Genomic DNA, 26,235 nt, shown 5'->3' on the forward strand with positions numbered 1-26,235 from the left:
CGGGCGAAGGGCACCCGCGCCCCGAGGCGCCCGGGTGCGCGAACGGCGCGGCGCCCCCGGGGCGCCGCAGCGCCTTTCCCCGTCGGTGCTTCCCGCGCCGTCGGGGCGCCGGGCCGTGGTGCGCCTGCCCGGGATGTGTCCGTCCGTGGCGTGTCCACCCCCGGCGCGTCCACCCCTGGCGTGTCCACCCGTGGTGTGCCGCTCACTTCGCCGCGCCCTGCTGCACCGCGTCGAAGCGGTTGTCGAAGGATTTCGACACGTCGAGCTTGTCGATGGCGCCGCCCGCGGCCAGTACGTCGGCGACGTCCTGAAGTGCGGCGGCGGCCTTCGCGTAGGTGGGGATCGACGGGGTTCCGTTGTTGGCGACGACCGCCTGCCCGGTGGCCCTGTCGACCTTCTGGACCTTGACGTAGTACTCCTCGACCCACGCCTCCTTGTGTGCGGCGAGCCAGAGTTCGGCCTTGGTGAAGCGCGTGGAGAGATCGGCGAGGGCGGCGGACGTGGCCCGGTCCGCGAGCGCGTCACCGGGGGCGATGACGAACTGCAGACCGCTGGTGAGACCCGTGTCGCCCGCTACCTCGTGTGCGCCCTTCTTCTCGTAGACGGTGGCGTACTTGGTCACCAGCGGCTCGGTCAGGGTGCCGGCGTCGACCTGGCCGGAGGCGAGGGCGGCGGGTATCTGCGAGGGGTCGGAGAGCTTGACCAGGGTGACGTCGTCGGCGGACAGCCCCGCTTTCCCGAGTGCGTTGAGAACGGCGGCCTGGAAGGTCGTGCCCTCGGTGTAGGCGATCTTCTTGCCCTTGAGGCCGGCGAGTTCGCGCACATCGCTCTCGGGCGCTGTCCACAGATGCGTGGCATCGGGACTGTTCTGCACCACGCCGGTGATCTTCACGTCCTGGTCGTGGGCCTGGGCGAAGACGACGGGCGCGTCCGAGACGAATCCCGCGTCCGCCTCCCCGGCCCGGAACGCTTCCAGGACGGCCGGACCGCCCTGGAAAGCCTCGTACTCGACCTCGTACGGGAAGTCCTGGTCCTGGCCCGCCGCGTGCAGGATCGATTCCAGCAGCCGGTTCTGGTCCGCGATACGCAGCACCGTGCCCTTGGGCACCGACGTCGCCAGCGGGGCGGAGGCCGCCGGGGCGGCCCCGACGGACGAGGAGCCGGAGGTCTCCGGGCCGCAGGCCGAGGCGGACAGGGCCACGGCGGTGGCCAGCGCGGCCAGGCCGAACGTGCGGCGCGGCAACGGGCGAAGAGCAGAAGGCATGGGGAACTCCGGTCGAAAGCGGCCGACTCGTCGGCGGACGTGACTCGAATACGGCGCTCATGGTGGCGACCGCCCTCCTTCGATGTCAACGCGCGATCGGAAAATAATTTTCGACATTGCGGGAGTGTTGCAATGCGTTGACCTGCGAATATGTGTCCTTGGACGTGGTTCGCCCCCTGCGGAGGCCCGCGATGCGTGCGATCTGTTCGTAAATATTTTACGAACCGAGCCGCGTTCCGGAGCAACGCTCGATTACAGTCCCGTTCCGTGCGCTCCTGCTACGTCTTCCCCTCCACCGTCGCCGACCCGGCCTCACCGGGAGCGCGCGGCCTGCTCGCCGCCGCCGCGGCTGCCGGGCTCGACACGGTCGTCACCAAGAGCGAGGCGGCCACCCCCGCTCTCGCCGCCGAGACCCGCCGCCACGGCCTGCGGCTGCTCGCGAGCGTCGCCTGCTTCCGGGGGCCGGAGGGCCCTGCCGTGGTCGGCGACGACGGGCGCGACTGGCAGAGGATGGAGTGGTACACCGGCGTGCGGCCCAACGACCCCGACCACAACGAGAGGTTGGTACGCCGCGTCGCCGGACTTGCCGCGGTGACCGAGGCCGACGGACTCGTCCTCGACTTCCTGCGGTGGCCCCTGCACTGGGAGCGGGAGCTGCGCCCCGGCGCCCGCCCCCGCTCGTCCTCCTACGACACCGCGACCCTCGCCGCGTTCACCGCCCGCAGCGGTGCCGGACTGCACGGCGACACCGGCTCGGCCGCGGCCCGCCGCATCGCGCGCGACCACGCCGACGCCTGGACCGCGTTCCGGTCCGACACCGTGACCGGCGTGGCCCGCCGACTGCGTGACGCCGTACGCGCGACGCGCCCCGGGCTGTGGCTCGGCGCGTTCCTCGTACCGACCGAGGACGCGGAGAGCCGCCGGAGGCTGGTGGGCCAGGACGCCGCCGCGTTCGCGGAGATCTTCGACGGACTGCTCCCGATGACCTACCACGCGATCACTCACCGGGAGCCCGCCTGGGTCGGCGCCGTGGCGCGCGCCCTGCCGTCCACCACACCCGTGATCCCCATGGTGCAGACCACGACCGACGCCCGCCGGGCCACCGGCGCCCCCGCCGACTGGGGCCACCGGCTGACCCTCGCCGACTTCACCGAAGCGCTGCGCCACGCACTGACCTCGGGCGACGGCCGGTACTGCCTCTTCCCCGCCGAGGGCCTCACCCCGGACCACTTCGACGCCATCCGCACCGCGCACGGAGCCGCACATGCCCGATGACCTGCTGGACCTCATCCGATCCCGCCGCGAGCAGATCCCCCGCGCCGAACGGTCCCTCGCCGACCACATCCTCACCGACCCGGCCGCCGCCGCCGAACGGACCATCAGCGACCTGGCCCGCGACGCCGGTACCTCCGTCGCCACCGTGCACCGCTTCTGCCGCAGCCTCGATCTGCGGGGCTACGCCCAGCTTCGCCTCGGTCTGGCGGCGGAGGCCGAACGGCTGCGGGCGAGCACCCGCGACGACACCCGCGCCGGCCTCGACCTGCTCGCCGACATCGGCCCCGACGACTCGCTCGAACAAGTGGTCCGCAAGACCGGTTACGCCAACGCCCGCGCGGCCGAGGAGACCGCCGCCCACCTCGACCTCGACGCGCTCGCCACCCTCGCGGACGCCGTCGGCGCCGCCCTCCGTACGCTGGTCGTCGGCGTAGGCTCCAGCGCGCTCGCCGCCCAGGACGCGGCCGACAAGCTCCTGCGCCTCGGCCACGGCGCGGTGGCGCGCAGCGACGTCCACGCCGCGCTGACCGACGCGGCCCTGCTGCGCGAGGGCGACGTCCTGATCGCGATCAGCCATTCGGGCCGCCCCCGCGAGATCACCGGAGTGCTGGACCAGGCCCGTGCCGGCGGAGCCGTCACCGCCGCGGTCACGTCCAACCCGCGCTCACCGGCCGCGGCCCGCGCCGACGTCGTCCTGCTCACCGCGGCCCGCGAGACCACCGTCCGCAGCGGCGGCACCGCGTCGCGCACCGCGCAGCTCACCGTCGTGGACTGCCTGTACGTGGCCCTCGCCCAGCGCGAACACGAACGCACCGTCGAGAACCTGCGGCGCGCCCACGACGCGGTGGCGCGGCACACCCTGCGCAGACCGCGCGCCTGACCCCGCCCCCCGATCCCCACCGAGGACGCAGACACCCATGCCCGGCCATACCTCCTCCACCCCCGTACTGCCTCCCACCGAGCGCCGCAACCCCGCGACGTTCGAACTGGACCGGCTCCGCACCCCCGAACTCCTCGCACTCATCAACAGCGAGGACGCCACCGCTCCCGCGGCCGTCCGCGCCGCGCTGCCCGACCTCGCCCGCTTGGTCGAACTCGCCGAACACGTCCTCGCCGGCGGAGGCCGCGTCCACTACTACGGTGCCGGTGCGGGCGGGAGGATCGCCCTCAACGACGCCCTCGAACTCGGCCCGACCTACGGCGTGGGACCCGAAACCGTCGTCGCCCACCTCGCAGGGGGCCCCGTGGCGGGCTCCGCGGCCGTCGAGGACGCCGAGGACACCGGCCCCTCCGGCACCCCGGACGACCCGGTCGCCCGGGACCTGGTGATCGGCGTGACCGCCAGCGGCCGTACCCCGTACGTCATCCAGGCCCTGCGGGCCGCGCGCACCGTCGGTGCGGTCACCGCGCTCCTCTCCGGCGACGCGGAGGCCCCGGCCGCTGCCCACGCCGATCTGCACGTGGTCCTCGACACGGGTCCCGAGGTGGTCACCGGCTCCACCCGGATGAAAGCCGGAACGGCGCAGAAACTCGCGCTCAACGCCTTCTCTACCGCTCTCATGGTCCGCACCGGCCGCACTTGGTCCAATCTGATGGTCGCCGCCTCGGCACGCAACGCGAAGCTGCGGGCCCGCGCCGTACGCACTCTGGTGACGGCCTGCGACGTCACCGCGGAGCGGGCCGAGTCGCGCCTCGACGCCTGCGACGGAGAGACCGCGACGGCCCTGGTCTCGCTCCTGGCCGACACCACCCCCGACCGCGCCCGCACCGCCCTCGCCGACGGTGGCGGACGGCCGTTCGTCGCCCTGGCCCGGGCGATGCGCGCCGATGGCCCCGCCTGACGTGGGACGTCCGGCGCTCCCCGGTCTCTGCCCGGGTCCTGTTTTCGGACCCCCGCCCGGTGACCCGTGCGACGCTGCGTCTCAGGAATTCAACCGGGACAAGCGCAAGGCGAGTTGAAGCTCCAGCGCGCGGTCCGGCTGGTTCCAGTCCGGGCCGAGGAGCGCCTCGATGCGGTCGAGGCGCTGCACGACCGTGTTGACGTGCACGTGCAGGACGGCCTTGGCGCGGGTCAGGCTGGCGCCGGCCTCGAAGTAGGCGGCGAGCGTGCGGACCAGCTCGGTGCCGCGCTTGGCGTCGTAGTCGAGGAGCGGGCCGAGCGTGGCGCGGACGAACCCGCCGACATCCCTGGCGTCCCCCAGCAGTACTCCCAGGAAGCCGAGTTGGTGCGCGGAGGCGCCCTCGCCCTGCCGTCCCAGGACATGCAGGGCGCGCAGACAGCGCACGGCCTCCGCATGCGCGGCCGCGAGGGCCGCCGGGCCCGTGACCGGACCGGCGGCGGCGACGGTGACCGGGGCCCCCGTGAGATGACCGAGCTGGGCGGCGGCGGCCCGCGCCGCCCGCGCCGGGGTGCGCTGTTCGTCGGCGGTCACCAACAGCACGACCGCACCGGCGTGTTCGGCGCTCGCGCTGCCGCCGGGCGAGCCGAACAGATGCCGGACGACGGCCGAACCCAGCCGGTCCCTGGCCTCCGGCACCGTGTCGGCGACCAGCACGAGACGGGGCCGGTCGAGGTCCACGCCCAGCCTCCGGCCCCGCTCCGCCAGCAGGGCCGGATTGCGGCCCGCGTCCGTCAGCAGGTCGGTGACGAGCTCACCCCGCACCCGGTTCTCGGTCTCCGCGACGGTGCGCCGCAGCAGCATGAGCAGGCCGGTGACGACTCCGGCGCGTTCGAACATCCGGCGGTCGGAGTCCTCCAGCGCGACCCGCCGGTGCAGCACCATGATGGCGAGCAGCTCCTGTCCCGCCAGGACCGCGCAGATCCAGCGCCCCGCACGGGCCACCGCCCGGGCCGCCGTGCGCGACTCCTCGGCGGCGGCGACCAGCCACCCCGCGTCCATCGAGTCGGCGGCGAAGGGCCCGCCGTCGTGCCGGACAGCGGCCAGCGGGCGGCCCGCGGGGTCGTGAACGGTGAGCGCCCCGTCGAGCAGCCCCGCCACGGCCGCCGCCACGTCCCGGACGTCCCCGCCGCGCAGCACCAGGTCGGTGAGCCGGTCGTGCGCCTCCTCGGCGCGCTGCACGGCCGCCGAGTGGGCTCGCACCAGCGCGTTCACCTCGGCGAGTTCGGCGAGCGCGGCCCGGGTGTCGTGCAGGGCCCGGGCCGTGTCGATGGCGATCGCGGCGTGCGCGGCCAGCGAGGAGAGCAGCGCCACCTCGTCGGGGCCGAACGCGCGGGGCGAGCGGTCGGCGGCGAACAGCACACCGATCACCTTGCGGTCCTCGCCGTGCACCGAGCCGAGCAGCAGCGGGACTCCGAGAATGGCGACCAGACCCTCCTCGAACACACCCGCGTTGATGTTGCGGGTGTGCCGGAACCGGTCGTCGGTGCGGTAGTCCGGGGTCGCGTACGGACGGGTGGTCTGCGCGACGAGACCGCCGAGCCCTTCGCCGAGTTCGAGCCGGAGGTTCTGGAAGACCGGCGACACGGAACCGTCCGTGACCCGCATGTAGGTGTCGCCGGCCTCCTCGTCCGGCAGGGTCAGATACGCCGTGTCCGTGCCGAGCAGCATTCTGGCCCGCCGGACGATGGCCTTCAGCACCTCGTCGAGCTCCCGGGAGGCCGCGAGGTCGCCCGCCGTGTCGAAGAGGGCGGTCAGTTCGAGCTCCCGGCGGCGGTGCGCGCGCAGTGAACCGCGTACCCGCAGGGCCGTGGCCACCGCCCGCTCCGTCTCGGCGAGATCGGCGCCGCCGACGCCCGCCCGGCGGGCCTCCCCGGTGACCGCGCCCAGCGTCTCGGCGGGAGCGTCGTCGGCCAGCATCTCCAGGAGCCGGCGCAGATGAGGGGCGGCAGAGGATTCGGGCGGTGCCACCGGGGCGGCGCCCGGGTGCGGGGGAGCGGAGGCGCCGACTCCGGGCCTTGGCGTGCTCCCTGCTGCCGTGCTGGCTTCCATCTCGGTCTCCCTGCTGTTCCCCCGCGCCCCCGCCCCCCCCCGCCAACCGCCGGGCCGCGGCGGGCCGGTGGGCCCGCGGAGCGGAGGGGCCGGCCGCGCCGGTCGGACGCGGGCGACGGAGCGGGAGGGGCGGACCGCACCGGTCGGACCCGCGTCCTGTGATGCGCACACCCTGCCAGCCCGGACCGTCCGCGTCACCCCTCGTGAACTGGCCTTTCAACGGCGGCCGATCGCATGCGGCGAGGCTCTCGCACGCGGCCGGAAGGCCGTGACGCCCTCAACGGGCCGTCCACGCCCCGTCCATCGGCAACGACGCCCCGCTCATCGATCCCGCGTACGGACCGCACAGCCAGAGCACGACCGCACCGACCTCCTCCGGTTCAATCAGGCGCTTGACGGCGCTGCGCTCCAGCAGCACCCGCTCCAGCACCTCCTCGGGCCCGATGCCGTGCGCGCGTGCCTGGTCGGCGATCTGGCCCTCGACCAGTGGGGTGCGTACGTACCCGGGGTTCACGCAGTTGCTCGTCACTCCGTGCGGGGCGCCCTCCAGCGCGACGACCTTGCTCAGGCCCTCCAGGCCGTGCTTGGCGGCGACGTACGCGGACTTGAAGGGGCTGGCCCGCAGGCCGTGCACCGAGGAGATGTTGACGACCCGCCCCCAGCCGCGCTCGTACATGCCCGGCAGGGCACGGCGCAGGATGCGGAACGGGGCCTCCAGCATGACCCGTTGGATCAACGTGAACCGGTCCGGCGGGAACTCGTGCACCGGTGCGACGTGCTGGAGACCGGCGTTGTTGACGACGATGTCCACCGAGTCGACGACCAGCGCGTCCACCTGCTCCGGCTCGGACAGATCGGCGGTCACGGCGGTGCCGCCGACGAGCCGGGCCACCTCCCGCGCCCCCTCGGCGGCGATGTCCACCACGAGGACGTGCGCCCCCGCCGAAGCCAACGCCACCGCGCAGGCCCGGCCGATACCGCTCGCGGCTCCCGTGACGAGTGCCGTGCGACCGGTCAGGAAGCGCCCGTCCGGTACGTCCGGCGGGGTGGTACCGGTGGACGTACCGGACCCGCCCGGTCCGGCCTCGCCGTAAGGGGGCGGTGGGGTCGGGGGACCGGCCGCAGGTCTCGAAATGCTCTCCATGGGCGTCACGGTAGGAAGGCCGGACGGCCGCTCACACGTGGGCGGCCCACACAGTTCCTCTCTTCGTCATGGTGTCCCGTCCCATGGGGCCCCGGCCGGACCGGGCCCGCGCCGCCGGGCAGCGCGCCACCGGAAACCGGATGCCGCACGCGGAATCCGGGGGCGGCACCCGCGGAACACCCCGTGCCCGGCCGCCGGGCCCGGCAACGGTCCGTGCGCACACTTCCCGGGGGTCCGGATGGGGCGCGTCCACATGTCGGCCCCCCGGCGCCGCGCCTAACGTCCCCCCTCGGCAGGCGACCGGGTCCCTCGGGCCCCGGGCCGCGTCCGACCACTCCCGCCGATCCGGCGAGCACGGCCGGACACGGCCCGGCCGCCGGTACCGGGAGGGACCCCGGGTCCGGCGGTCAGCCTGCCGCACCGACCGCCCAGAGCCGCGTCGCCCGGTCACCCCGGCGACGGCTCACGCCCCCCGGAGGTACTCCGTGCGCCGCCCCACCCTTCTCGGCCGCCTCGCGCGGCGGATCGGACGCCTCGCCGTCTCCGGTCTGCTCCTCGCAGCCGCCGGCACCACCGTCCTCACCCACCCGGCCGCCGCCGCGGGCGGCCTGACACCGGTCACCGGCTTCGGCTCCAACCCGGGCAACCTGTCCATGTACACCTACGTCCCGGCGGGCCTTCCGTCCGGCGCACCCCTCGTCGTCGCCCTGCACGGCTGCGCCCAGACCGCCAACGACTACTACGCCAACAGCGGTTGGACCAAGCTCGCCGACACCTACAAGTTCGCCGTGGTGTTCCCGCAGACCGGATCGGCCAACAACCAGCTCTCCTGCTTCACCTGGTTCAGCCCCTCCGACACCTCGCGCGGCCAGGGCGAGGCGGCCTCCCTCGCCCAGATGGTCACCAAAGCCGAGTCGCTGTACGGCTCGGACGCGGACCGGGTGTACGTCACCGGCCTGTCGGCCGGCGGTGGCATGGCGGCGAACATGCTCGCCGCGTACCCGGACGTCTTCGCCGGGGGCTCCATCGCCTCGGGCCTGCCCGCGCAGTGCGCCACCAGCCAGACCGGCGCGTCCAGCTGCCAGTACGGCAGTCTCAACCTCACCCCGGCCCAGTGGGGCGCCAAGGTCCGCGCCCAGTACCCGGGTTACTCCGGACCGTGGCCGCGCGTCGCGATCTGGCAGGGGACGTCCGACTACACCGTCTACCCGGTCAACGCGACCGAACTGCGCGACCAGTGGACCAACGTGCACGGCATCCCGCAGACCGCGTCCAGCACCACGACCCTCCCCGGCTCCACCACGCTGACCAGCTACGACGACGCCTCCGGGAAGCCCGCCGTGCAGCTGTACCAGATCAACGGAATGGGCCACGGTCTCGCCGTGGACCCCGGCTCCGGCGCCGAGCAGTGCGGCACGGCCGCCGCGTACTTCCTCGACACCATCTGCTCCAGCTATTACACGGCGAAGTTCTGGGGGCTCGACCAGCAGGGCGGCGGCGGAACCGACCCGGGCGAGGGCGGCGAGAAGCTGCCCGCACCGGCCGGACTCGCGGCCGGCCCGACGACCGGCACCACGGTCCCGCTGACCTGGTCCGCCGTCCAGGGAGCGGCGTCGTACCGCGTCTACCGGGGCGGTACCCAGGTCGGCACGCCCACCGCGAACTCGTTCACGGACACCGGACTGACGTCGGCCACGTCGTACACGTACACCGTCGCCGCGGTCGCCGCCGACGGTACGGTCGGCACCTCCTCCGCGGCGGTCACCGCCACCACCACGGGATACACCCCGACCTGCACCACCGCCAGCAACTACGCCCACGTGACGGCGGGCCGGGCCCACACCAGCGGCGGCTACACCTACGCCAACGGTTCGAACCAGAACATGGGGCTGTACAACCTCTTCGTCACGCACACGCTGAAGCAGACGGCCCCGGGCACCTACGTCGTCGCCGACTCCGGCTGCTGACCCCCACGCGCCCGTCCGGCCGACCCGCCCCGGGCCCGCGAGGCTCAGGAGGTCAGCCGGACGGGCGCGTCGCCCGCTCCAACTCCGCCAGGACGGAGCGGTACGGGTGCCCGGTGGCCCGTTCCATGCCGATCTCGCACATCCGGTTGGCCGAGACGTAGGCGTCGTGGCCACGGGCGTCGACCTCGGCGGCCTCCTTGGCCGTCGCTGAGTCGGTCAGCTCCTTGTGCAGCATCCCGCGGTCCCCGGCGAACCCGCAGCACTTCGCGTCGTCCGGCAGGAACACCTCCTCCGCGCACGCCCCGGCGAGCGTACGCAGCCGGTCCACCAGCTCCAGATGCTCCATCGAACACGTCGGGTGCACGACGGCCGACCCGGTCCTGCGCTCCACCGTGAGCCGGGGGAGGAGCTCGTCGGCGGCCCAGACGAGGGAGTCCACCACCGTCAACTCCCGGTGCAGGGCGCGGTTGTTCTCGGTGAGGTAGGGGACGACCTCCCGCGCGATGCCGAGGGTGCAGGAGGTGGCGTCGACCACCAGCGGCAGGGCCCCGCCTCCGGTCCAGCCCCACGCCGCCTCCACGACGCGGTTGGCCATCACGGCGTTGGCAGCGTCGTACCCCTTGGAGTGCCAGATCGTCGCGCAACAGGTCCCGGCCACGTCGTCCGGGATCCACACCGGCCGGCCGGCGCGGGCGGAGAGGGCGACGACGGAGTGCGCCAGTGACCGCTCCCGGTCCCCGGCGGGGCCGGCGAAGATGCGGTTCACACAAGCCGGGAAGTACACCGCGCGCGCCCCGGCGCGCACGGTGGGCGGCAGCCTGCGGGAGGCGGCCGGCGGGATCTCGGGCAGCCATTCGGGCACCAGGTCCGGGCGGACCGCCTTGCGGGCGAGCCGGGTCACCGCTGTCAGCAGCGGGTCCCGCACCCGGTCTCCCAGCCCGTCCGCCGCGGCGACGGCCAGACGGGCGACGGACTCCACCACCCGGAAGTGCCGGGCCGTCAGCGTCGCGATCCGCTCCTCGCGGGGCGAGTGCCGCAGCGAGCGGAAGCCCTTCATCATCGCGCCGGTGTCGATGCCGACCGGGCATGCCAGCATGCAGGTGGAATCGCCCGCGCAGGTGTCGACCGCGTCGTAGCCGTACGCGTCGAGCAGGGCGTCCTCGACGGGGGAGCCGTCCGGCTGGCGCAGCATCTCCCGCCGCAGCACGATCCGCTGGCGCGGCGTCGTGGTGAGGTCCTGGCTGGGGCAGGTGGGTTCACAGAAACCGCACTCGATGCACGGGTCCGCGACCGCCTCCACGGAGGGGATCGTCTTCAGACCGCGCAGATGCGCCCGGGGATCGCGGTCCAGGACCACCCGGGGGGCCAGCACCCCGTCCGGATCGATCAGCCGCTTCGTACGCCACATCAGCTCGGTCGCCCGCGGGCCCCATTCGCGCTCCAGGAAGGGGGCGATGTTGCGGCCGGTGGCGTGCTCGGCCTTCAGCGAACCGTCGAACCGGTCCACCACCAGCGTGCAGAACTCGTCCATGAACGCGGCGTACCGCTCGACGTCGGAGGGGACGCCCGCGTCGAAGGCGAGGAGGAAGTGGAGGTTGCCGTGGGCCGCGTGACCGGCCACCGCCGCGTCGAAGCCGTGGCGCGCCTGGAGCTCCAGCAGCGCCTCGCAGGCCGCCGCCAGCCGGGACGGGGGGACCGCGAAGTCCTCGGTGATCAGCGTGGTGCCGGCGGGGCGCGAGCCGCCCACGGCGGTCACGAACGCCTTGCGGGCCTTCCAGTACCCGTTGACCGTCCCCGGGTCGCGGGTGAACGCGTTGGTGACCGACGCGGCCGGGGCGACCAGCGAGAGCCCCGCCACCACCTCGGCGGCCGCGCGCTCGTACGCCTCCCGGGCCGCCTCGTCCGGGGCCCGGAACTCGACCAGCAGGGCCGTCGTCTCCCGGGGGAGCGCCGCCCAGTCGGCAGGCACGCCCCGCACGCTCACCGAGGCGCGCAGAGTGTTGCCGTCCATCAGCTCCACGGCGAGCGCTCCGGCCGCGTTGAACAGCGGGACGGCGGTGGCGGCGGCGGTCAGCGAGGGGAAGAAGAGCAGAGCCGTGGAGGTCCGCCGGTCGAGCGGCAGCGTGTCGAAGACGACCTCCGAGAGGAAGCCGAAGGTGCCCTCGGAGCCGACCATCAGCCCGCGCAGGATCTCCACCGGCGTCGCGCCGTCCAGGAACGCGTCCAGCCGGTAGCCGTTGGTGTTCTTGATCTCGTACTTGGCGCGGATGCGCGCGGTCAGCGCCTGGTCCGCGCCGATCTCCGCCTTCAGCGCCATCAGGCCCTCGCAGAGGTGGGGCTCCGCGTGCGCGAGGAGTTCGTCGGCGGCCGGGTCGGCTGTGTCGACCATCGTGCCGCCCGGCAGGACGAAGGAGAGGGAGGAGACCGTCCGGTAGGAGTTCCGGGTGGTGCCGGCGGTCATCCCGGAGGCGTTGTTGGCGACGACCCCGCCCACCGTGCAGGCGATGGCGCTGGCCGGGTCGGGGCCGAGTACCCTGCCGTACCGGGCGAGGGTGGCGTTGGCCCGCGCGATCGTGGTGCCGGGGCGGATCCTTGCCCGCGCACCGCCGTCCAGGACCATCACGCCGGACCAGTGGCGGCGGACGTCGACCAGGATGTCCTCCCCCTGGGCCTGGCCGTTCAGACTGGTGCCGGCGGCCCGGAAGACGACGTGCCGCCCCTTGCCGCGGGCGTACGACAGCACGGCCGAGACGTCGTCCACGTCCTCGGCGACCACCACGACCCGGGGCAGGAAGCGGTACGGACTGGCGTCGGAGGCGTACTTCACCAGGTCGGAGACCTTCCAGAGCACTTTCCCCGCACCCAGCAGGGCGGTCAGGTCCGAGCGCAGGGGCTCGGGGGTGCCCGCCGCACTCAGGTCGGAGACACGGTCGGGGGCAGCCCCGCGCGTCCCGCCCGGTCGCAGGGCTTCCGGTTCCGGCTCCAGCAGCGGCATCCAGGGCATCCCTTCGGACGGCCGGACGCGGTCCTCCCACGTCCGGGTGCGACGGCTCAGCAACGACGAATCTGCAGCGCGGCGAATCGGCAGTGAGCGACGAACCGGTAGCGACTGTCAGCAGCGACGCCCCGGCAGTCCGTCGACCAGGGCGGTCAGCAGCCCGCCGAGCACCTCGCGCTGTTCGGCGGTCAACGGTGCCAGGATCTCCTCCGCGGCGGCTCTGCGCGCGTCGCGCAGCGATCCGAGGGTGGCCCGCCCCTTGTCGGTGATCTCGATGCGCACCACGCGACGGTTCGCCGGATCGGGTGCCCTGCGCACCTGCCCACCCGACTCCAGGCCGTCGACCAGGCTGGTCACGGCGCGCGGGACGACGTCCAGTCGCTGGGCGAGATCGGCCATCCGGGGCGCGGAGTCGAACAGCGCGACCGCTCGCAGCAGACGGAACTGCGCGGGCGTGATACCGATCGGCTCCAGCTGGCGGCTCTGGATGCGGTGGAGCCGGCGGGTGAGCCGCAGGAGCTGTTCGGCGAGGTGGCCGTCGGATTCGGGGGAGTCCATGGCGGAACAATATCAGGACCTGGTTCATTGTGAGTATAGGTAACAATGAGGTACGCTCTTCACGGTTCGGATCGCTGCTTCACCCGCGGCCGTCCCGCTCGCCCGCACGCCCGGCCCTACCTGGACCCGGGACGACCATTCGCCTTGCTCCACAGGGTCGGTCCGCCCGCCCCCGCCCCCGCCGGGCCACGCCGCGCGGGTCTGCCCGCCCCTCTGCGCGCCCGCCCCTCCCTCCGTACCGCCGCACCCCCGTGAAGGAGCCCATGAAACCCGACGAACCCACCTGGACACCCCCGCCCAAGGACGGCACGCAGCCGCCCGCCGAGGTGGGCCGCATCCTCCGCCTCTTCCGCCCCTACCGAGGCCGTCTCGCACTGGTCGGGCTGCTGGTCGGCGCCTCCTCGCTGGTGTCGGTCGCCTCCCCCTTCCTGCTCCGCGAGATCCTCGACACCGCCATACCGCAGGGGCGCACCGGCCTGCTCACCCTGCTGGCGCTCGGGATGATCGCCACCGCCGTGATGAACAGTGTCTTCGGCGTCCTCCAGACCCTGATCTCGACCACGGTCGGCCAACGCGTCATGCACGACCTGCGCACCGGCGTCTACACCCAGCTCCAGCGCATGCCCCTGGCGTTCTTCACCAGGACGCGTACCGGCGAGGTGCAGTCCCGCATCGCCAACGACATCGGCGGGATGCAGGCGACGGTCACCTCCACCGCCACGTCCCTGGTCTCGAACCTGACCGCCGTCGTCGCCACAGTCGTCGCGATGATCGCGCTCGACTGGCGGCTCACCCTCGTCTCGCTGCTCCTGCTGCCCGTCTTCGTCTGGATCAGCCGCCGCGTCGGACGCGAGCGGAAGAAGATCACCACCCAGCGGCAGCGCCAGATGGCCGCGATGGCGGCGACCGTCACCGAATCCCTCTCCGTCAGCGGCATCCTGCTCGGCCGCACGATGGGCCGTTCGGACTCGCTGATCAAGGGCTTCGCGGAGGAGTCGGAACAGCTGGTCGACCTCGAGGTCCGCTCCAACATGGCGGGACGCTGGCGTATGTCGACCATCGGCATCGTCATGGCCGCCATGCCCGCCGTCATCTACTGGGCGGCCGGCCTGACCCTGCGCTCCGGCAGCACGGCCGTCTCCATCGGCACGCTCGTCGCCTTCGTCTCGCTGCAGCAGGGACTCTTCCGGCCCGCCGTGAGCCTGCTCGCCACGGGCGTCCAGATGCAGACGTCCCTCGCGCTCTTCCAGCGCATCTTCGAGTACCTGGACCTGAAGGTCGACATCACGGAGCCCGCGAACGCCGTACGGCTGGAACGCATCCGCGGCGAGGTCGCCTTCGAGCATGTCGACTTCGGCTACGACGAGAAGAGCGGGCCCACCCTCGACGGCATCGACGTGAAGGTGCCCGCAGGCAGCAGCCTCGCCGTGGTCGGCCCCACCGGATCCGGCAAATCCACCCTGAGCTACCTCGTGCCCCGGCTGTACGACGTCACCGCCGGCCGGGTGACGATCGACGGCGTCGACGTACGGGACCTCGACTTCGACTCCCTCGCGAGAGCAGTCGGCGTGGTCTCGCAGGAGACCTACCTCTTCCACGCCTCCGTCGCCGAGAACCTCCGCTTCGCCAAACCCGACGCCACGGACCAGGAGATCGAGGCGGCGGCGCGTGCCGCGCAGATCCACGACCACATCGCCTCCCTCCCCGACGGCTACGACACCCTCGTCGGCGAGCGCGGCTACCGCTTCTCCGGCGGCGAGAAACAGCGCCTCGCCATCGCCCGTACCATCCTGCGCGACCCTCCGATCCTGGTGCTCGACGAGGCGACCAGCGCCCTCGACACCCGTACGGAGCACGCCGTCCAGGAGGCGATCGACGCTCTTTCGGCCGGCCGCACCACGCTCACCATCGCGCACCGCCTCTCCACCATCCGCGACGCGGATCAGATCGTCGTACTGGAGGGCGGCCGGACCGTCGAGCGGGGCACGCACGAGGAACTCCTCGCGCGGGACGGCCGCTACGCCGCCCTCATTCGCCGTGACACCCGACTGGCACCCGCGGCGGGCTGACCGTCCGGACCGGGTCCGACCGCCCGGGGTCCGGGCGGTCCTGGGATCCAGGCGGTCCCGGGGTCCAGGCGTGCGGGGTTCCGGCTTTCCTGGGCACGGGTCGCCGGCGGGGTTTCGGCCGTCCCGGATTGCGGCCGCCCGTCACCCGGCCGCAGGGTTACCGGGTGTCGAGCGCCGATGCCACCGAACCGAGGCATTTGTACGGTTATCGTGCCCGCATGGTGAACGAGCCCGGTACTTTTCGGTACCGCCGGAGACTGCGCCCCACTCGGCGGGGCAAGGCGATGTTGCTCCTGGGGGGCGCGCTCGTGGCCGCCGCCACGGTTGCGGCCCCCTTGCTGGTTCTCAAGGACGGTCCGGAGGCGGGCGCCGAGGAGACCACCTCCCTGGTGATCCCCGAGGGATGGCGGGCGGGCCAGATCTACGCGGCTGTCGACCGCGCTCTCGGGCTTCAGCCGGGCACCACCGAGAAGGCGGTGCCCGGGGCGCGACTGCCGCTGCCGGCTGCCGCTCACGGCAATCCGGAGGGTTACCTCTTCCCGGCCACCTATCCCATCCGCTCCGACACGACCCCACGGAGTCTGCTCCGCTACATGGTGGCCACGGCGTCCCAGCGCTTCGGGAACGACCGGATCGCTGCCGGAGCGCCCCACAACGACATCTCCGCCTACCAGGCGGTGACGCTCGCCAGCGTCATCCAGGCGGAGGCGGACACCGCCTCCGACATGGGGAAAGTGGGCCGGGTCGTCTACAACCGCCTACGCCGGGACATGCCCCTGCAGATGGACTCGACGCTCAACTACGCCCTGGGGCGCTCCACGCTGGACACCACCACCGAGGACACCCGGATCGACAGCCCGTACAACACCTACCGGAGCAAAGGGCTCCCGCCCACCCCCATCGGCAACCCCGGCGAACAAGCGATGCGGGCCGCCATCGGTCCCGCCCCGGGCCCGTGGCTGTATTTCGTGACGGTCGGACCGGGGGACACCCGCTTCAGCGAGAGCTACGCGGCGCATCAGCGGAACGTCGTCGAGTTCAACCGGAACCGGGAGAGCGCCGCAACCGCCGGATGACGGCCGAGGCAGCCCGTCGAGGGCTCAGGAAGGGGCAGGCCGGCTCAGGCGGCAGTGCCCGCAACGAAGGGCGCCGGGGCGACATTCTCTGCGTGCTCCGTCAGGAGCCGCACGACCGAACGCACCGCGGTGCGCCCGGCGCGGTTGGCACCGATGGTGCTGGCGGAGGGGCCGTAGCCCACGAGGTGGACGCGCCCGTCCCGTACCGCCCGCGTGTTCTCCACCCGGATGCCGCCGCCGGGCTCCCGCAGTCCCAGCGGTGCCAAGTGGTCGACGGCGGGCCGGAAACCGGTCGCCCAGAGGATCACGTCGGCGTCGACGTCGGTGATCCGCTCGTCGTCCCAGGCCACTCCCGTCGGGGTGATGCGGTCGAACATCGGAAGCCGGTCGAGAATCCCGCGCGCCCGCGCGTCGCGGACGGCATCGTTGAGCGGCAGGCCGGTCACACTCACCACACTCTGGGGCGCCAGCCCTCGACGCACCCGTTCCTCGACCAACGCGACGGCGGCACGGCCTTGTTCAGGCCCGAACGGGCCCTCGTGGAAGACAGGCTCGCGCCGGGTCACCCAGTACGTGGCCGCCGCGACATCGGCGATCTCCATCAGATGCTGCGTACCGGAAGCCCCGCCGCCGATCACCACCACCCGCAGCCCGGCGAACTCGCCCGGCCCTGGGTAGCCGGAGGTGTGGAGCTGCCGCCCGAGGAACGTCTCCTGCCCCGGATAGCGCGGCCAGAACGGCCGGTCCCAGGTGCCGGTCGCGTTGATCAGGGCCCGTGTCGCGTACGTCCCCTCGGACGTCTCTACCAGCAGCCGCCCCCCGCTGCCCGCCCCCGCCGCTTCCCGGACCGCCCTGACGTCCACCGGGCGGTGCACCCTGAGCCCGAAGCGGTTCTCGTACGCGTGGAAGTACGCGCCGATTACTTCGGAGGAGGGCCGATCGGGATCGGCGCCGGTCAGTTCCATGCCCGGCAGCGCGTGCATTCCGTGCACCTTGCCGTACGTCAGTGAGGGCCAGCGAAACTGCCAGGCGCCCCCCGGACGCGGTGCGTGGTCGAGCACGACGAAGTCGCGGTCCGGCTCCAAGCCGACCCGCGCCAAGTGGTGGGCGGCGGCCAGCCCGGCCTGACCCGCGCCGATCACCACCACGTCCATCGCCCGCACCGTCCCGGAATCGTTCACGTTTCTACCAACTCCGGAGGTGCGACTCTTCTTCCCGGGCCGGGCGATCGTCCGCCGCGGCTGCCGATCACCGTGGGGCGTCCAGCAGCCCCGGGGTGGAAGATGGCGCCATGCCTGATTCCTTCACCACGCACCTCCTGGGTACTGCGGGACAGCTCGGCGACGACCTACCACTTCGTGACTGGTGGCAGGCTTGCCTCGATCGTCGACGGAGCCGGGCGCAAGCAGACTCTCACCTACGGCTCGACGGGGCTCCTCGACGTCGTGACAGATCAACTGTCAGGGCGGTCGCTGAAGTTCACCTGGTCCGGTGGCCGGGTCTCACAGGTGACGACCAGCGCCGAGACGTCCGGCACGCCGGGTCTGACGTGGACTTACTCGTACACGGGAAATCAGCTGACGAAGGTCTGCTCGCCCGATTCGGCCACGGAATGCTCCTCGTACACCTACGAGGACGGGTCGCTCTACCCGTCGATGGTTCTGGACGCAGGACCGGTGTCGTACTGGCGGCTGGGAGAGCAGGAGGGGTCCGTCGCCGCGAGCGAGGCTCCGTCCCGGACAGGTCTGAACGACGGGATCCACCGTGACGTGGTGCTCGGGCAGCCGTCCGCGCTCAGTGGCACCACCGATCCGGCAGCCGGCTTCGACGGAACGGACTCCTACGTCGAACTTCCCGACGGACAGATCGACGCGTCTACTTTCCTCGCGGTCGAACTGTGGTTCAAGACAACCAAGCCGGGCGTCCTCGTGGGCTTCCAGGAAGGACGGCTCGACGAGGGCAAGCCCGCCCACTACAGCCCGTTGGCCATAACCGCCGACGGAAAGCTGCGCGGACAGTTCGAAGTCACCGGCCAGGGCGTGACAGCCATGACTTCCACGGCGACGGTCACGGACGACAAGTGGCACTACGCAGTCCTCAGCGGAGCCGGTACCACGCAGTCTCTCTATCTCGACGGCACCAAGGTCGGGACCGTCAGCGGCCCCATCAACCACTACGACAAGAGCTATGCCTACCTGGGGGCAGGCTATTCGAGTGCGACATGGGACGGCATTGACGCAGGTCTGCGCTACTTCACCGGCCAACTCGACGAGGCTGCCCTCTACCACCACCCCCTCGATGACGCCACCGTCGCCGCGCACTACGCCGCCCGCGCCGCAGTCGGAAGAATGACGAAGTCCACCCTCCCCTCGGGCCGGCTCCACGCCACCGCCTCCTACGACCAGAGCAGCGGCCGCCTCACCGACTACACCGACGCCAACGGCGGAACGTGGAAAGTCTCCAACCCCACGTACTCGGCAGGCTCAGTGAGCTACGCCGACGCGGTCAGGGCCTCCGGACCGGAGGGCTACTGGAGACTTGGCGAACGCAGCGGAGCCACCGCCGCCAGCGCCATCGATACAGGAACGGACGCTTCGTACGCAGACAGTGCAGAGCTCGGATCGGTCGGAGCCTTCGCCGACGGCGACAACACCGCCGTGACGTTCGACGGGACGACCGAGTCCTACGTGGAGCTGCCTGGTGACCTCCCCTCGTCAGCTACGGCGACCACCGTGGAAATGTGGTTCCGGACCGCGAAGCCGGGCGTCCTGCTGGGACTGCAGAACGCACCTCTCGGGGAAAATCCCACGCTCTATCACTCTGTGCTGAACATCGGCGAAGACGGCAAGCTGCGTGGCCATCTCCGCCTCGCAGCCGGCGGAGCCGCGCAACCCATCACTTCGAGTGCGACCGTCACCGACAACGAGTGGCACCATGTCGCCCTCACCGGATCCGGGTCCACACAGACCCTCTTCCTCGACGGCGTCTCCATGGGCAGCCGCAGTGGCGCGCTCACGAGGTCGGGCCTGGACTACGCCTACCTCGGTGCGGGCTACGCCAGCGCCAGCTGGACTGGGATCGCGGCAGCGTCGACCTCCTACTTCAACGGCCAAATCGACGAGCCCGCGATCTACAACAAGTCACTCACCGCCACCACGATTGCCGCGCACTACCGCGCGCGCAACGCCCTCGTTGCCGGAGACGGCCCGCACTACCGGGGCGAAGTCACCGGCGACGCACCGGCGGCGTACTGGCGCTTCGACGAAACCACCGGCACCACCGTACGCAGCGATGTGGCTGCAACCAGCAGCAACGGTACATACACGAATACAGCCCTTGGTGCCACCGGCATCTTCGGAACCGGCGACGGAACTGCCGCCAGCCTTTCGGGAAGCGGCGCAGCTCGCGTGACGAGCAGCATGCTGAGCGGGGACACCAGTCTCTCGGTCGAGTTGTGGTTCCGCACGTCAAAGACCAGCGAAGTCCTTCTCGGGTTGCAGAACACACCACTGGGACAGGTTCCCACCGGCTGGCGGCCCGCGCTCAACATCGACGGCAGCGGCAAACTGCGCGGCGAGTTCTACCTCACGGCCAACACCGGGGCGACCCCGATCACCTCACCCACCGCGGTGAACGACAACAAATGGCACCACGTCGTCCTCAGCGGTGCCGACACCACACAGACCCTCTACCTTGACGGCGCAGCCGTCGGGACACTCAACGGTGCCATCAGCGACCAGGCGCTGGAGTACACCTATATCGGCGCAGGCTTCGGATCCTCCGGCTGGATGGGCCTGGCGAACAACACCTACTACTTCACCGGTGACCTCGACGAAGCCGCTTTCTACGGCCACCCGCTGACCGAGGACCAGGTCGCCGATCACTACGAGGCCCGGGAGCGCTCAGGTCTTTCCGCCCTCGCGGCCTCCATTTCCCTCACCGACCCGGCCGGCAAGATGACGACCACCACCTACGACGCCCTGCGGGGCATGCGCCCCACGCGGGACGTGGACGCGGAAGGCTTCGAGACGACGTACGCCTATGACACCGGCGGCTTCGTCCACACCGTGACCGACGCCAACGGCCATGCCACCATCACCGGCCACGACGCCCGGGGCAACGCCGTCACCTCCACTACCTGCCGGGACGCGGACTCCTGCTGGACCTCGTTCTCGGAGTACTACCTCAACACCACCAACGAGCTCGACCCTCGCAACGACAAGCCCGTGGCCGTGCGTGACGCCCGCTCCACCGGCCCGCAGGACAACCGGTACCGCACCACCCTCACCTACACGGCCATCGGACAGCCCGACACCACCACGCTCGCCGACGGCCGGACCACCGACCTGGCTTACACCACCGGAACGGAACCAGCAGCCGGTGGCGGCACCACGCCCCCCGGCCTGGTCGCCTCGCAGACCACCCCGGGCGGCGCCGTGACCACCTACGCCTACTTGTCCAACGGTGACGTCGCCGAGACAAAGGCCCCCTCGGGACTGGTCACCAAGTACACCTACGACGGCCTCGGCAGGAAGATCACCGAGACCCAGGTCTCCGACTCCGTCCCCGCCGGTGTGACCACCACATACGCCTACGACAAGTTCTCGCGAATCGTCAGCGAGACGGGCGCACCAGTCAAGAACGAAATCACCGCGGCCACACACACCACGAAAAACAGCTTCCTCTACGACGCGGACGGCAACGTCCTCACCGAGAAGTCCGAGGACACCACCGGCGGCGACCTCGCGCGCATCACCTCTCACCATTACGACACCCATGGCCTCAACGACGCCACGACCGACGCCGAAGGAAGCACCACCCTCTTCGAACACGACGCGTTCGGACGACTCGCTCAGGAGACCGACGCCGGAGGCACCACCTACACCCACTCCTACACCGACCGCGGACTCCAGGCGGAGACGGTGCTGAAGGATTGGACCGGCCACCCCGACGGCGGAACTCGCGACCTCGTCCTCACCTCCAGCGCCTACGACCCCGCCGGCCGCCTAGCCTCCACCACCGACGCCATGGGCGCCACCGTCGTCTACACGTACTTCGACGACGGTCTGCCCGCGACGACGACCGCGAAGGCCGTCACCCAGGCAGACGGCACCCGCCACGACATCGTGGTCGAGGCCAACACCTACGACGGAGCCGGAAACCTGACCCGCCAGACCGTCGGCGGAGGCACCACCACGACCGACTACCAGGTCGACGCGACCGCCCGCACCATCCGCGAGACCCTCGACCCCGCCGGACTCAACCGGACCACCGCCTACACGTACGACAACGACGACCGCATCACCGAACAAGCCTCCGCCGTCGACGCGTCAGGCAAGACGCAGAAGACCACTGTCGACTACGACGTCGCCGGCAACCCCAAGAAGGAAACGGTCACCGACGGGCTCACCACCCACGTCACGACCAACACCTTCGACCAGCGCGGACTGGTCACCTCCAGCGTGCCTCCCAACGGCAACACCGCAGGCGCGAACGCGGCAGCCCACACCACCAACTACCGCTACGACACCGTCGGCCAGCTCGTCGAGACGATCAGCCCGCCCGTCCAAGTCGCCGAGAACGGCAACACCCCGACCACCAGCAGGCCCGCGACCCTCGCCGGCTACAACACCTTCGGCGAAGCGACCGAGAACCGCGACGCCCGGGGCAACATCACCCGCTCGACCGTCGACCGCGTCGGCCGCACCACCGCGGTGACCCTGCCCACCTACACCCCCACGGGTGGGTCCCCGATCACCGCGGTAGCGCGGACCACCTACGACGCCCTCGGCCAGGTAACCGCCACGCAGGACCCACTGGACCGCACCACCCGATACGGCTACGACCAACTCGGTCAGCTCATCGAACAGACCGACCCGGCAGTCGCCACACCCGTCGCCCAACTCGGCCAGAACACCAACATCCTGTCCGGCAACTCCCTGGCGCTCGACGGAGGACGCGTCACCCGGTCCACCTGGACACCCACCGGACTGCCGCTCTCCGTCACCGGACCCACCGGCGCACGGACCGAGGCCACTTACGACGAGCTCGGCCGGCAGCTCACCGCCACCACCATCGACCGCTACCCGTCCCTGCAGAACCTCACCAGCCGCTACACCTGGGACGACGCCGACAACCAGACCGCCTCGGCCACCCCGGCCGGAGGAACCACCTACGGAACGTTCAACCCGGCAGGCCAGCCCCTCACCATCACCGACCCGGCCGACGGCGTGACCCGGTTCACCTACGACCGCCTCGGCAGAACGACCGAAACCTACGACCCCACCAACCGCAAGAGCGTCGCCACCTACGACGCCCTGGGCAACATCACCAGCGCCACCGACTACGGCACGGGCACCACCGCCCTGCGCACCGCCCGATCCGAATTCGACGCCAACGGCAGCCTCACCGCGACAACATCCGCTTCCGGCTCCCACACCACCTACACCCTCGACGCCCTGGGCCGTACCACCCAACAGACCGAACTCGTCACGGACACACGCTCCATCACCACGAGATTCGGCTACGACGCCAACGACAACCTCACCCGCACCACAGACGGCCGCGGCAACACCACCACCTACAGCTTCACCCCCTGGGACCTGCCCGAGTCGACCGTAGAACCGGCCACCCCCACTTACCCGAACCTCACCGACCGCACCTTCACCACCCTCTACGACGCCGTGGGGCAGGGCGTGACCGATCTTCTCCCCGGCGGAGTCAAGCGGGAACGTACCTACGACACCCTGGGCCGACTCGTCCAGGAAACCGGAACCGGCGCCGAAGCCCCCACCACCACCCGCACTTTCGGCTACGACCTCGCCGACCGCATGGTCTCCCAAGGCACCGACTCACCCCTGGCCCAGGACACCTACACCTACAACGACCGAGGCCAACTCCTCACCGCCCAAGGCCCGAGCGGCACCTCGTCCTACACGTACGACACCGACAGCAACCTCACCCAGCGCACCAACGGCAACTGGACCACCGAATACGGCTACGACAACGCCGGCCGGCTCGACTGGCTCTGGGACGAAATCACCGGCAACGACATCTGGTTCGAGTACGACGCCGCAGGCCGCCCCACCAGCGATCAGTACGCGACCCTGCCCGCGGGCTCGACCCAGTGGACCGCCACAGCCCGCCGCTCCTACGACTACGACAGCCTCGGCCGCCTCACCGGTGACCGCGTCACCGACGCGACCGGAGCCAACCAGAGCACCGCCACCACCTACGGCTACGACCTCGACGACCGGCTGACGAAGAAGACCACCACCGGAGTGGCCGGAGCGGGCGACAACACCTACGGCTACGACCGCGCGGGCCGGCTCACCTCCTGGACCCGCGGCACGACGACGACCGGCTACGAATGGGACGACGCTGGCAACCGCACCAAGGCGGGCAACGCGGCCTCCACGTACGACGCCCGCAACCGCCTCCTCAACGACGGCACCACCACCTACACCTACACCCCGCGCGGCACCCTCGCCTCCACCAGCCGGCCCGCCCAGGCCACCCGCCCGCTCACCTTCGACGCGTTCGAACGCAAGATCACCGACGGCATCGAGTCCTTCGCCTACGACTCGCTCGACCGCGTACGCGGTAGCGAACAAGCCACCTTCACCTACGACGGCGGCTCCAACGACCTCGCCTCCGACGGCACCAGCTCCTACTCCCGTACCCCGGACGGCACCCTCCTGGCCACAGCCAAGGGGAGCACCAGACAGTGGGCACTCACCGACCAGCACACCGACGTCACCGCCGGCCTCTCACCCGACGGCACGACAGTCACCAGCTCCACGACCTACGACCCCTTCGGGCAGCCAACCGCGACCAACGGCACAACCTCCACCCTCGGATACCAGTCCGGATGGACCGACCCCACCACCGGCGACGTCAACATGGCAGCCCGCTGGTACCAACCCGGCACCGGCACCTTCACCTCCCGCGACACCCTCCAACTCAACGCCGACCCCTCCGCCCAGGCCAACCGCTACCTCTACGCCAACGCCGACCCCCTCAACGGCACCGACCCCACCGGACACGGCGCGCAATGCGTATGCGGCGGAGTCCCGACAGGAATGGCGTCCTACACCCCCGTGGGTAGCAGGTTCGGAGGCTTCAGAGGCGGGAAGCCGTCCAAGGGCGGAAACGCCAAGAGCGGTAGCAAGTCGAGTAGTTCGAAGAGTGCTGCGGGCGGCAGTTCTGTGGGCACGAGACTGATGTCTGCCTTGAACAAGGCGGCCAAGCAAATCGAGGAGCGGTTCTCCGAAGCCCTCTCTCAGAAATATGGCACGACGAATTACAGCAGTCAGAACCGGCGCATCCAAGAGGAACTGCGACGACTGGAGGCCAGTCACACTGCGAAACCACAGAGCGGTGGCCCCGGCGGCGGCGCCTCCGGCCAGCCGACCTCAGCGGGCGGACGATGCACGTACAGCTGCGGCGGGACCACTACGTATGCGGCCCGACCTTCCGCACCGACCGCCACACGCCCATTGCCTCCGCAGAACCCTAACAGCGGACCGCACCCCGTACCCGCTCCCACCCGCCCTACGCCGAAGCCTGACTGGAACCCCAAGGCTGGCGACTGGAAGCCCAGTGACGGATGGAAGGCTGTAGTCGGCGCACTGAATATGCTTGGCCTCGCCGGACATGACCAGTACGAGCCTGATCAGGGCCCTACCCTACAACCCGCCTCCGGAATCGATCCCGACTCCGATTTTGATGAGGACAGCCCGAAGGACTGCCGCAGCGCGTGGGGAGGTTGGAGGAAGTACGGGCCTGTGGATCCATTGCACGGGAATCGAGCAACAGGTGTGGAAGCGTGCCTCGACAACGCCTTCATTAGCGCGAATAAGGGAACGCCACCAAATACGAGGGCTGTAGCTCCGCCGGGCTATACTTGGGCGGCGATCAACGCCTCGAACAACGGCAACAGGCCGGCGAAGTTCTGGCGCAACGCTTGCCATCTGCTGGCTGCGCAGCTAGGTGGGGACGGGCTGCGTTATGACAATTTGGCTACATGCTCCCGATCGGTCAATGCGACTCGGATGGACTTGCGAGACCCTGGTCAGAGTCAGAATATGCTGCACTATGAAACCATGGTCAAAAACGCGATAGATGACCAGCAGGTGGTGCGATATAAGGTCACTCCTCTTTATTTGGGAAACAGGGTTGTGCCGTATGCGTTTCGGATGCAGGCCAGTGGTGTTTTTGTTGACGGAGCGCCAGGGGTGTATTTTGATGAAGAAGTGCCGAATGCGATGTACAGCCTGCGCACCAAGCGGTTCCAGAATTTGGGTCGCACAATTCCGGAAGGTTATTTGAAGTGACCGCTTATTTTCAGATCTTGTCCGAATCGTTGACTCATTTTCAGGGGGATGCAGGGGACGACGTTGATTGGGGTGAGATTGAAATCGCCTATCGCTTCGAATTCCCCCGGGACTACAAGGAGTTCGTAAGAGGATTCGGCGCCGGGACAATCGAGGGAAGTATCGCAACCCTTATCCCTGTTGTAACTTCTGATCCGATGGTGCGTCGAGTCACTCATTTGCCGGATGCTGTGCGTGAAGAAAGTGCATTTCACGTATGGGCTGAAGGCGATGATGTTCGTGCGAAGGGATATGGAATTGATCAAATTCTTGTCTGGGGGGAGACGGATAGTGCGGATTTGCTCGGCTGGATCGCCTCACGGGGCGACCCTGATTCCTGGCCTGTTGTTGTCTACTCGAGAAGCGAGGCGGCTTGGAGTGTTTATTTTTGTGGGATGGTTGAATTTCTTGCAAAGCTGCTGATGGGATGCTTCGAAAGATGCCCAATCAGTGACACTTCGCTTGTGGGAATTCCGAAATTGCGCTTTTTGCATGACCGGGACGAGGAGCGCCTCGCGGAAGAGGGAGTTTATCCTTGGAGTGAGGAATAGCAGCGGCTA

At 70.5% G+C, this 26,235-nt stretch carries 14 protein-coding genes; 8 read left to right on the forward strand and 6 right to left on the reverse strand.

Annotation, left to right across the window (positions count from 1 at the left end; genetic code table 11):
• Positions 1 to 202 precede the first annotated feature (202 nt).
• Positions 203 to 1,264, reverse strand: coding sequence for an ABC transporter substrate-binding protein (locus tag ACFWEP_RS02755; RefSeq protein WP_387364451.1), 1,062 nt, complete (start codon positions 1,262 to 1,264; stop codon positions 203 to 205).
• Positions 1,265 to 1,531: 267 nt separating this feature from the next.
• Between ACFWEP_RS02755 and ACFWEP_RS02760 the strand changes: the two genes are divergently transcribed.
• From ACFWEP_RS02760 to ACFWEP_RS02770, 3 genes are read left to right on the forward strand one after another with little or no spacing between them, the layout of a single operon-like run.
• Positions 1,532 to 2,539 (forward strand): hypothetical protein, encoded by a 1,008-nt coding sequence (locus tag ACFWEP_RS02760; protein WP_387364454.1) that lies wholly within the window; start codon positions 1,532 to 1,534, stop codon positions 2,537 to 2,539.
• Positions 2,529 to 3,419: a MurR/RpiR family transcriptional regulator gene (locus tag ACFWEP_RS02765; RefSeq protein WP_387364457.1), complete on the forward strand. Its 891-nt coding sequence runs from the start codon at positions 2,529 to 2,531 to the stop codon at positions 3,417 to 3,419. The genes ACFWEP_RS02760 and ACFWEP_RS02765 overlap by 11 nt, the downstream gene beginning before the upstream one ends.
• Positions 3,420 to 3,456: 37 nt before the next feature.
• Entirely contained in the window at positions 3,457 to 4,380 is a 924-nt protein-coding gene (locus tag ACFWEP_RS02770; RefSeq protein WP_387364460.1) for an N-acetylmuramic acid 6-phosphate etherase, read from the forward strand.
• Positions 4,381 to 4,461: 81 nt separating this feature from the next.
• Here ACFWEP_RS02770 and ACFWEP_RS02775 read toward each other — a convergent pair whose 3' ends face one another.
• Positions 4,462 to 6,357: a helix-turn-helix domain-containing protein gene (locus tag ACFWEP_RS02775; RefSeq protein ID WP_387364524.1), complete on the reverse strand. Its 1,896-nt coding sequence runs from the start codon at positions 6,355 to 6,357 to the stop codon at positions 4,462 to 4,464.
• A 409-nt stretch (positions 6,358 to 6,766) separates the two neighbouring features.
• The gene (locus ACFWEP_RS02780) at positions 6,767 to 7,633 is read right to left on the reverse strand and encodes a 3-hydroxybutyrate dehydrogenase (RefSeq protein ID WP_387364463.1); all 867 of its coding nucleotides are present in this window, start codon (positions 7,631 to 7,633) and stop codon (positions 6,767 to 6,769) included.
• 485 nt (positions 7,634 to 8,118) lie between these two features.
• On the opposite strand from ACFWEP_RS02780, the gene ACFWEP_RS02785 reads away from it, so the two are divergent.
• Positions 8,119 to 9,600 (forward strand): PHB depolymerase family esterase, encoded by a 1,482-nt coding sequence (locus ACFWEP_RS02785; protein WP_387364466.1) that lies wholly within the window; start codon positions 8,119 to 8,121, stop codon positions 9,598 to 9,600.
• A 52-nt stretch (positions 9,601 to 9,652) separates the two neighbouring features.
• Here the strand turns inward: ACFWEP_RS02785 and ACFWEP_RS02790 are convergent, their stop codons facing one another.
• Both ACFWEP_RS02790 and ACFWEP_RS02795 read right to left on the reverse strand, forming a co-directional pair.
• Positions 9,653 to 12,595 (reverse strand): FAD-binding and (Fe-S)-binding domain-containing protein, encoded by a 2,943-nt coding sequence (locus ACFWEP_RS02790; RefSeq protein WP_387364469.1) that lies wholly within the window; start codon positions 12,593 to 12,595, stop codon positions 9,653 to 9,655.
• 117 nt (positions 12,596 to 12,712) lie between these two features.
• The gene (locus ACFWEP_RS02795; RefSeq protein WP_328723061.1) at positions 12,713 to 13,156 is read right to left on the reverse strand and encodes a MarR family transcriptional regulator; all 444 of its coding nucleotides are present in this window, start codon (positions 13,154 to 13,156) and stop codon (positions 12,713 to 12,715) included.
• 263 nt (positions 13,157 to 13,419) lie between these two features.
• Between ACFWEP_RS02795 and ACFWEP_RS02800 the strand changes: the two genes are divergently transcribed.
• Complete coding sequence (locus ACFWEP_RS02800) at positions 13,420 to 15,225, forward strand: ABC transporter ATP-binding protein (RefSeq protein ID WP_387364472.1); 1,806 nt, start codon at positions 13,420 to 13,422, stop codon at positions 15,223 to 15,225.
• 218 nt (positions 15,226 to 15,443) lie between these two features.
• Positions 15,444 to 16,301: an endolytic transglycosylase MltG gene (gene mltG, locus ACFWEP_RS02805; protein ID WP_387364476.1), complete on the forward strand. Its 858-nt coding sequence runs from the start codon at positions 15,444 to 15,446 to the stop codon at positions 16,299 to 16,301.
• A gap of 44 nt (positions 16,302 to 16,345) precedes the next feature.
• Here the strand turns inward: mltG and ACFWEP_RS02810 are convergent, their stop codons facing one another.
• A complete protein-coding gene (locus ACFWEP_RS02810; protein ID WP_387364527.1) occupies positions 16,346 to 17,464 on the reverse strand; it encodes an NAD(P)-binding domain-containing protein in 1,119 nt (372 codons plus the stop codon).
• 120 nt (positions 17,465 to 17,584) lie between these two features.
• Between ACFWEP_RS02810 and ACFWEP_RS02815 the strand changes: the two genes are divergently transcribed.
• On the forward strand, positions 17,585 to 25,636 hold the full coding sequence (locus ACFWEP_RS02815) for a LamG-like jellyroll fold domain-containing protein (protein WP_387364479.1): 8,052 nt from the start codon (positions 17,585 to 17,587) through the stop codon (positions 25,634 to 25,636).
• Complete coding sequence (locus tag ACFWEP_RS02820; RefSeq protein ID WP_387364482.1) at positions 25,633 to 26,226, forward strand: SMI1/KNR4 family protein; 594 nt, start codon at positions 25,633 to 25,635, stop codon at positions 26,224 to 26,226. The genes ACFWEP_RS02815 and ACFWEP_RS02820 overlap by 4 nt, the downstream gene beginning before the upstream one ends.
• The last annotated feature ends 9 nt before the right edge of the window (positions 26,227 to 26,235 follow it).

This window comes from Streptomyces sp. NPDC060198, assembly GCF_042728415.1.
GTDB lineage: Bacteria > Actinomycetota > Actinomycetes > Streptomycetales > Streptomycetaceae > Streptomyces.

Bases quoted from the DNA above. Each gene is read 5' to 3' on its own strand.
- mltG (WP_387364476.1), top strand. From the start codon at position 15,444: ATGGTGAACGAGCCCGGTACTTTTCGGTACCGCCGGAGACTGCGCCCC.
- ACFWEP_RS02790 (WP_387364469.1), bottom strand. From the start codon at position 12,595: ATGCCGCTGCTGGAGCCGGAACCGGAAGCCCTGCGACCGGGCGGGACG.
- ACFWEP_RS02765 (WP_387364457.1), top strand. From the start codon at position 2,529: ATGCCCGATGACCTGCTGGACCTCATCCGATCCCGCCGCGAGCAGATC.
- ACFWEP_RS02755 (WP_387364451.1), bottom strand. From the start codon at position 1,264: ATGCCTTCTGCTCTTCGCCCGTTGCCGCGCCGCACGTTCGGCCTGGCC.
- ACFWEP_RS02800 (WP_387364472.1), top strand. From the start codon at position 13,420: ATGAAACCCGACGAACCCACCTGGACACCCCCGCCCAAGGACGGCACG.
- ACFWEP_RS02780 (WP_387364463.1), bottom strand. From the start codon at position 7,633: ATGGAGAGCATTTCGAGACCTGCGGCCGGTCCCCCGACCCCACCGCCC.
- ACFWEP_RS02795 (WP_328723061.1), bottom strand. From the start codon at position 13,156: ATGGACTCCCCCGAATCCGACGGCCACCTCGCCGAACAGCTCCTGCGG.
- ACFWEP_RS02775 (WP_387364524.1), bottom strand. From the start codon at position 6,357: ATGCTGGCCGACGACGCTCCCGCCGAGACGCTGGGCGCGGTCACCGGG.
- ACFWEP_RS02770 (WP_387364460.1), top strand. From the start codon at position 3,457: ATGCCCGGCCATACCTCCTCCACCCCCGTACTGCCTCCCACCGAGCGC.
- ACFWEP_RS02815 (WP_387364479.1), top strand. From the start codon at position 17,585: ATGGCGCCATGCCTGATTCCTTCACCACGCACCTCCTGGGTACTGCGG.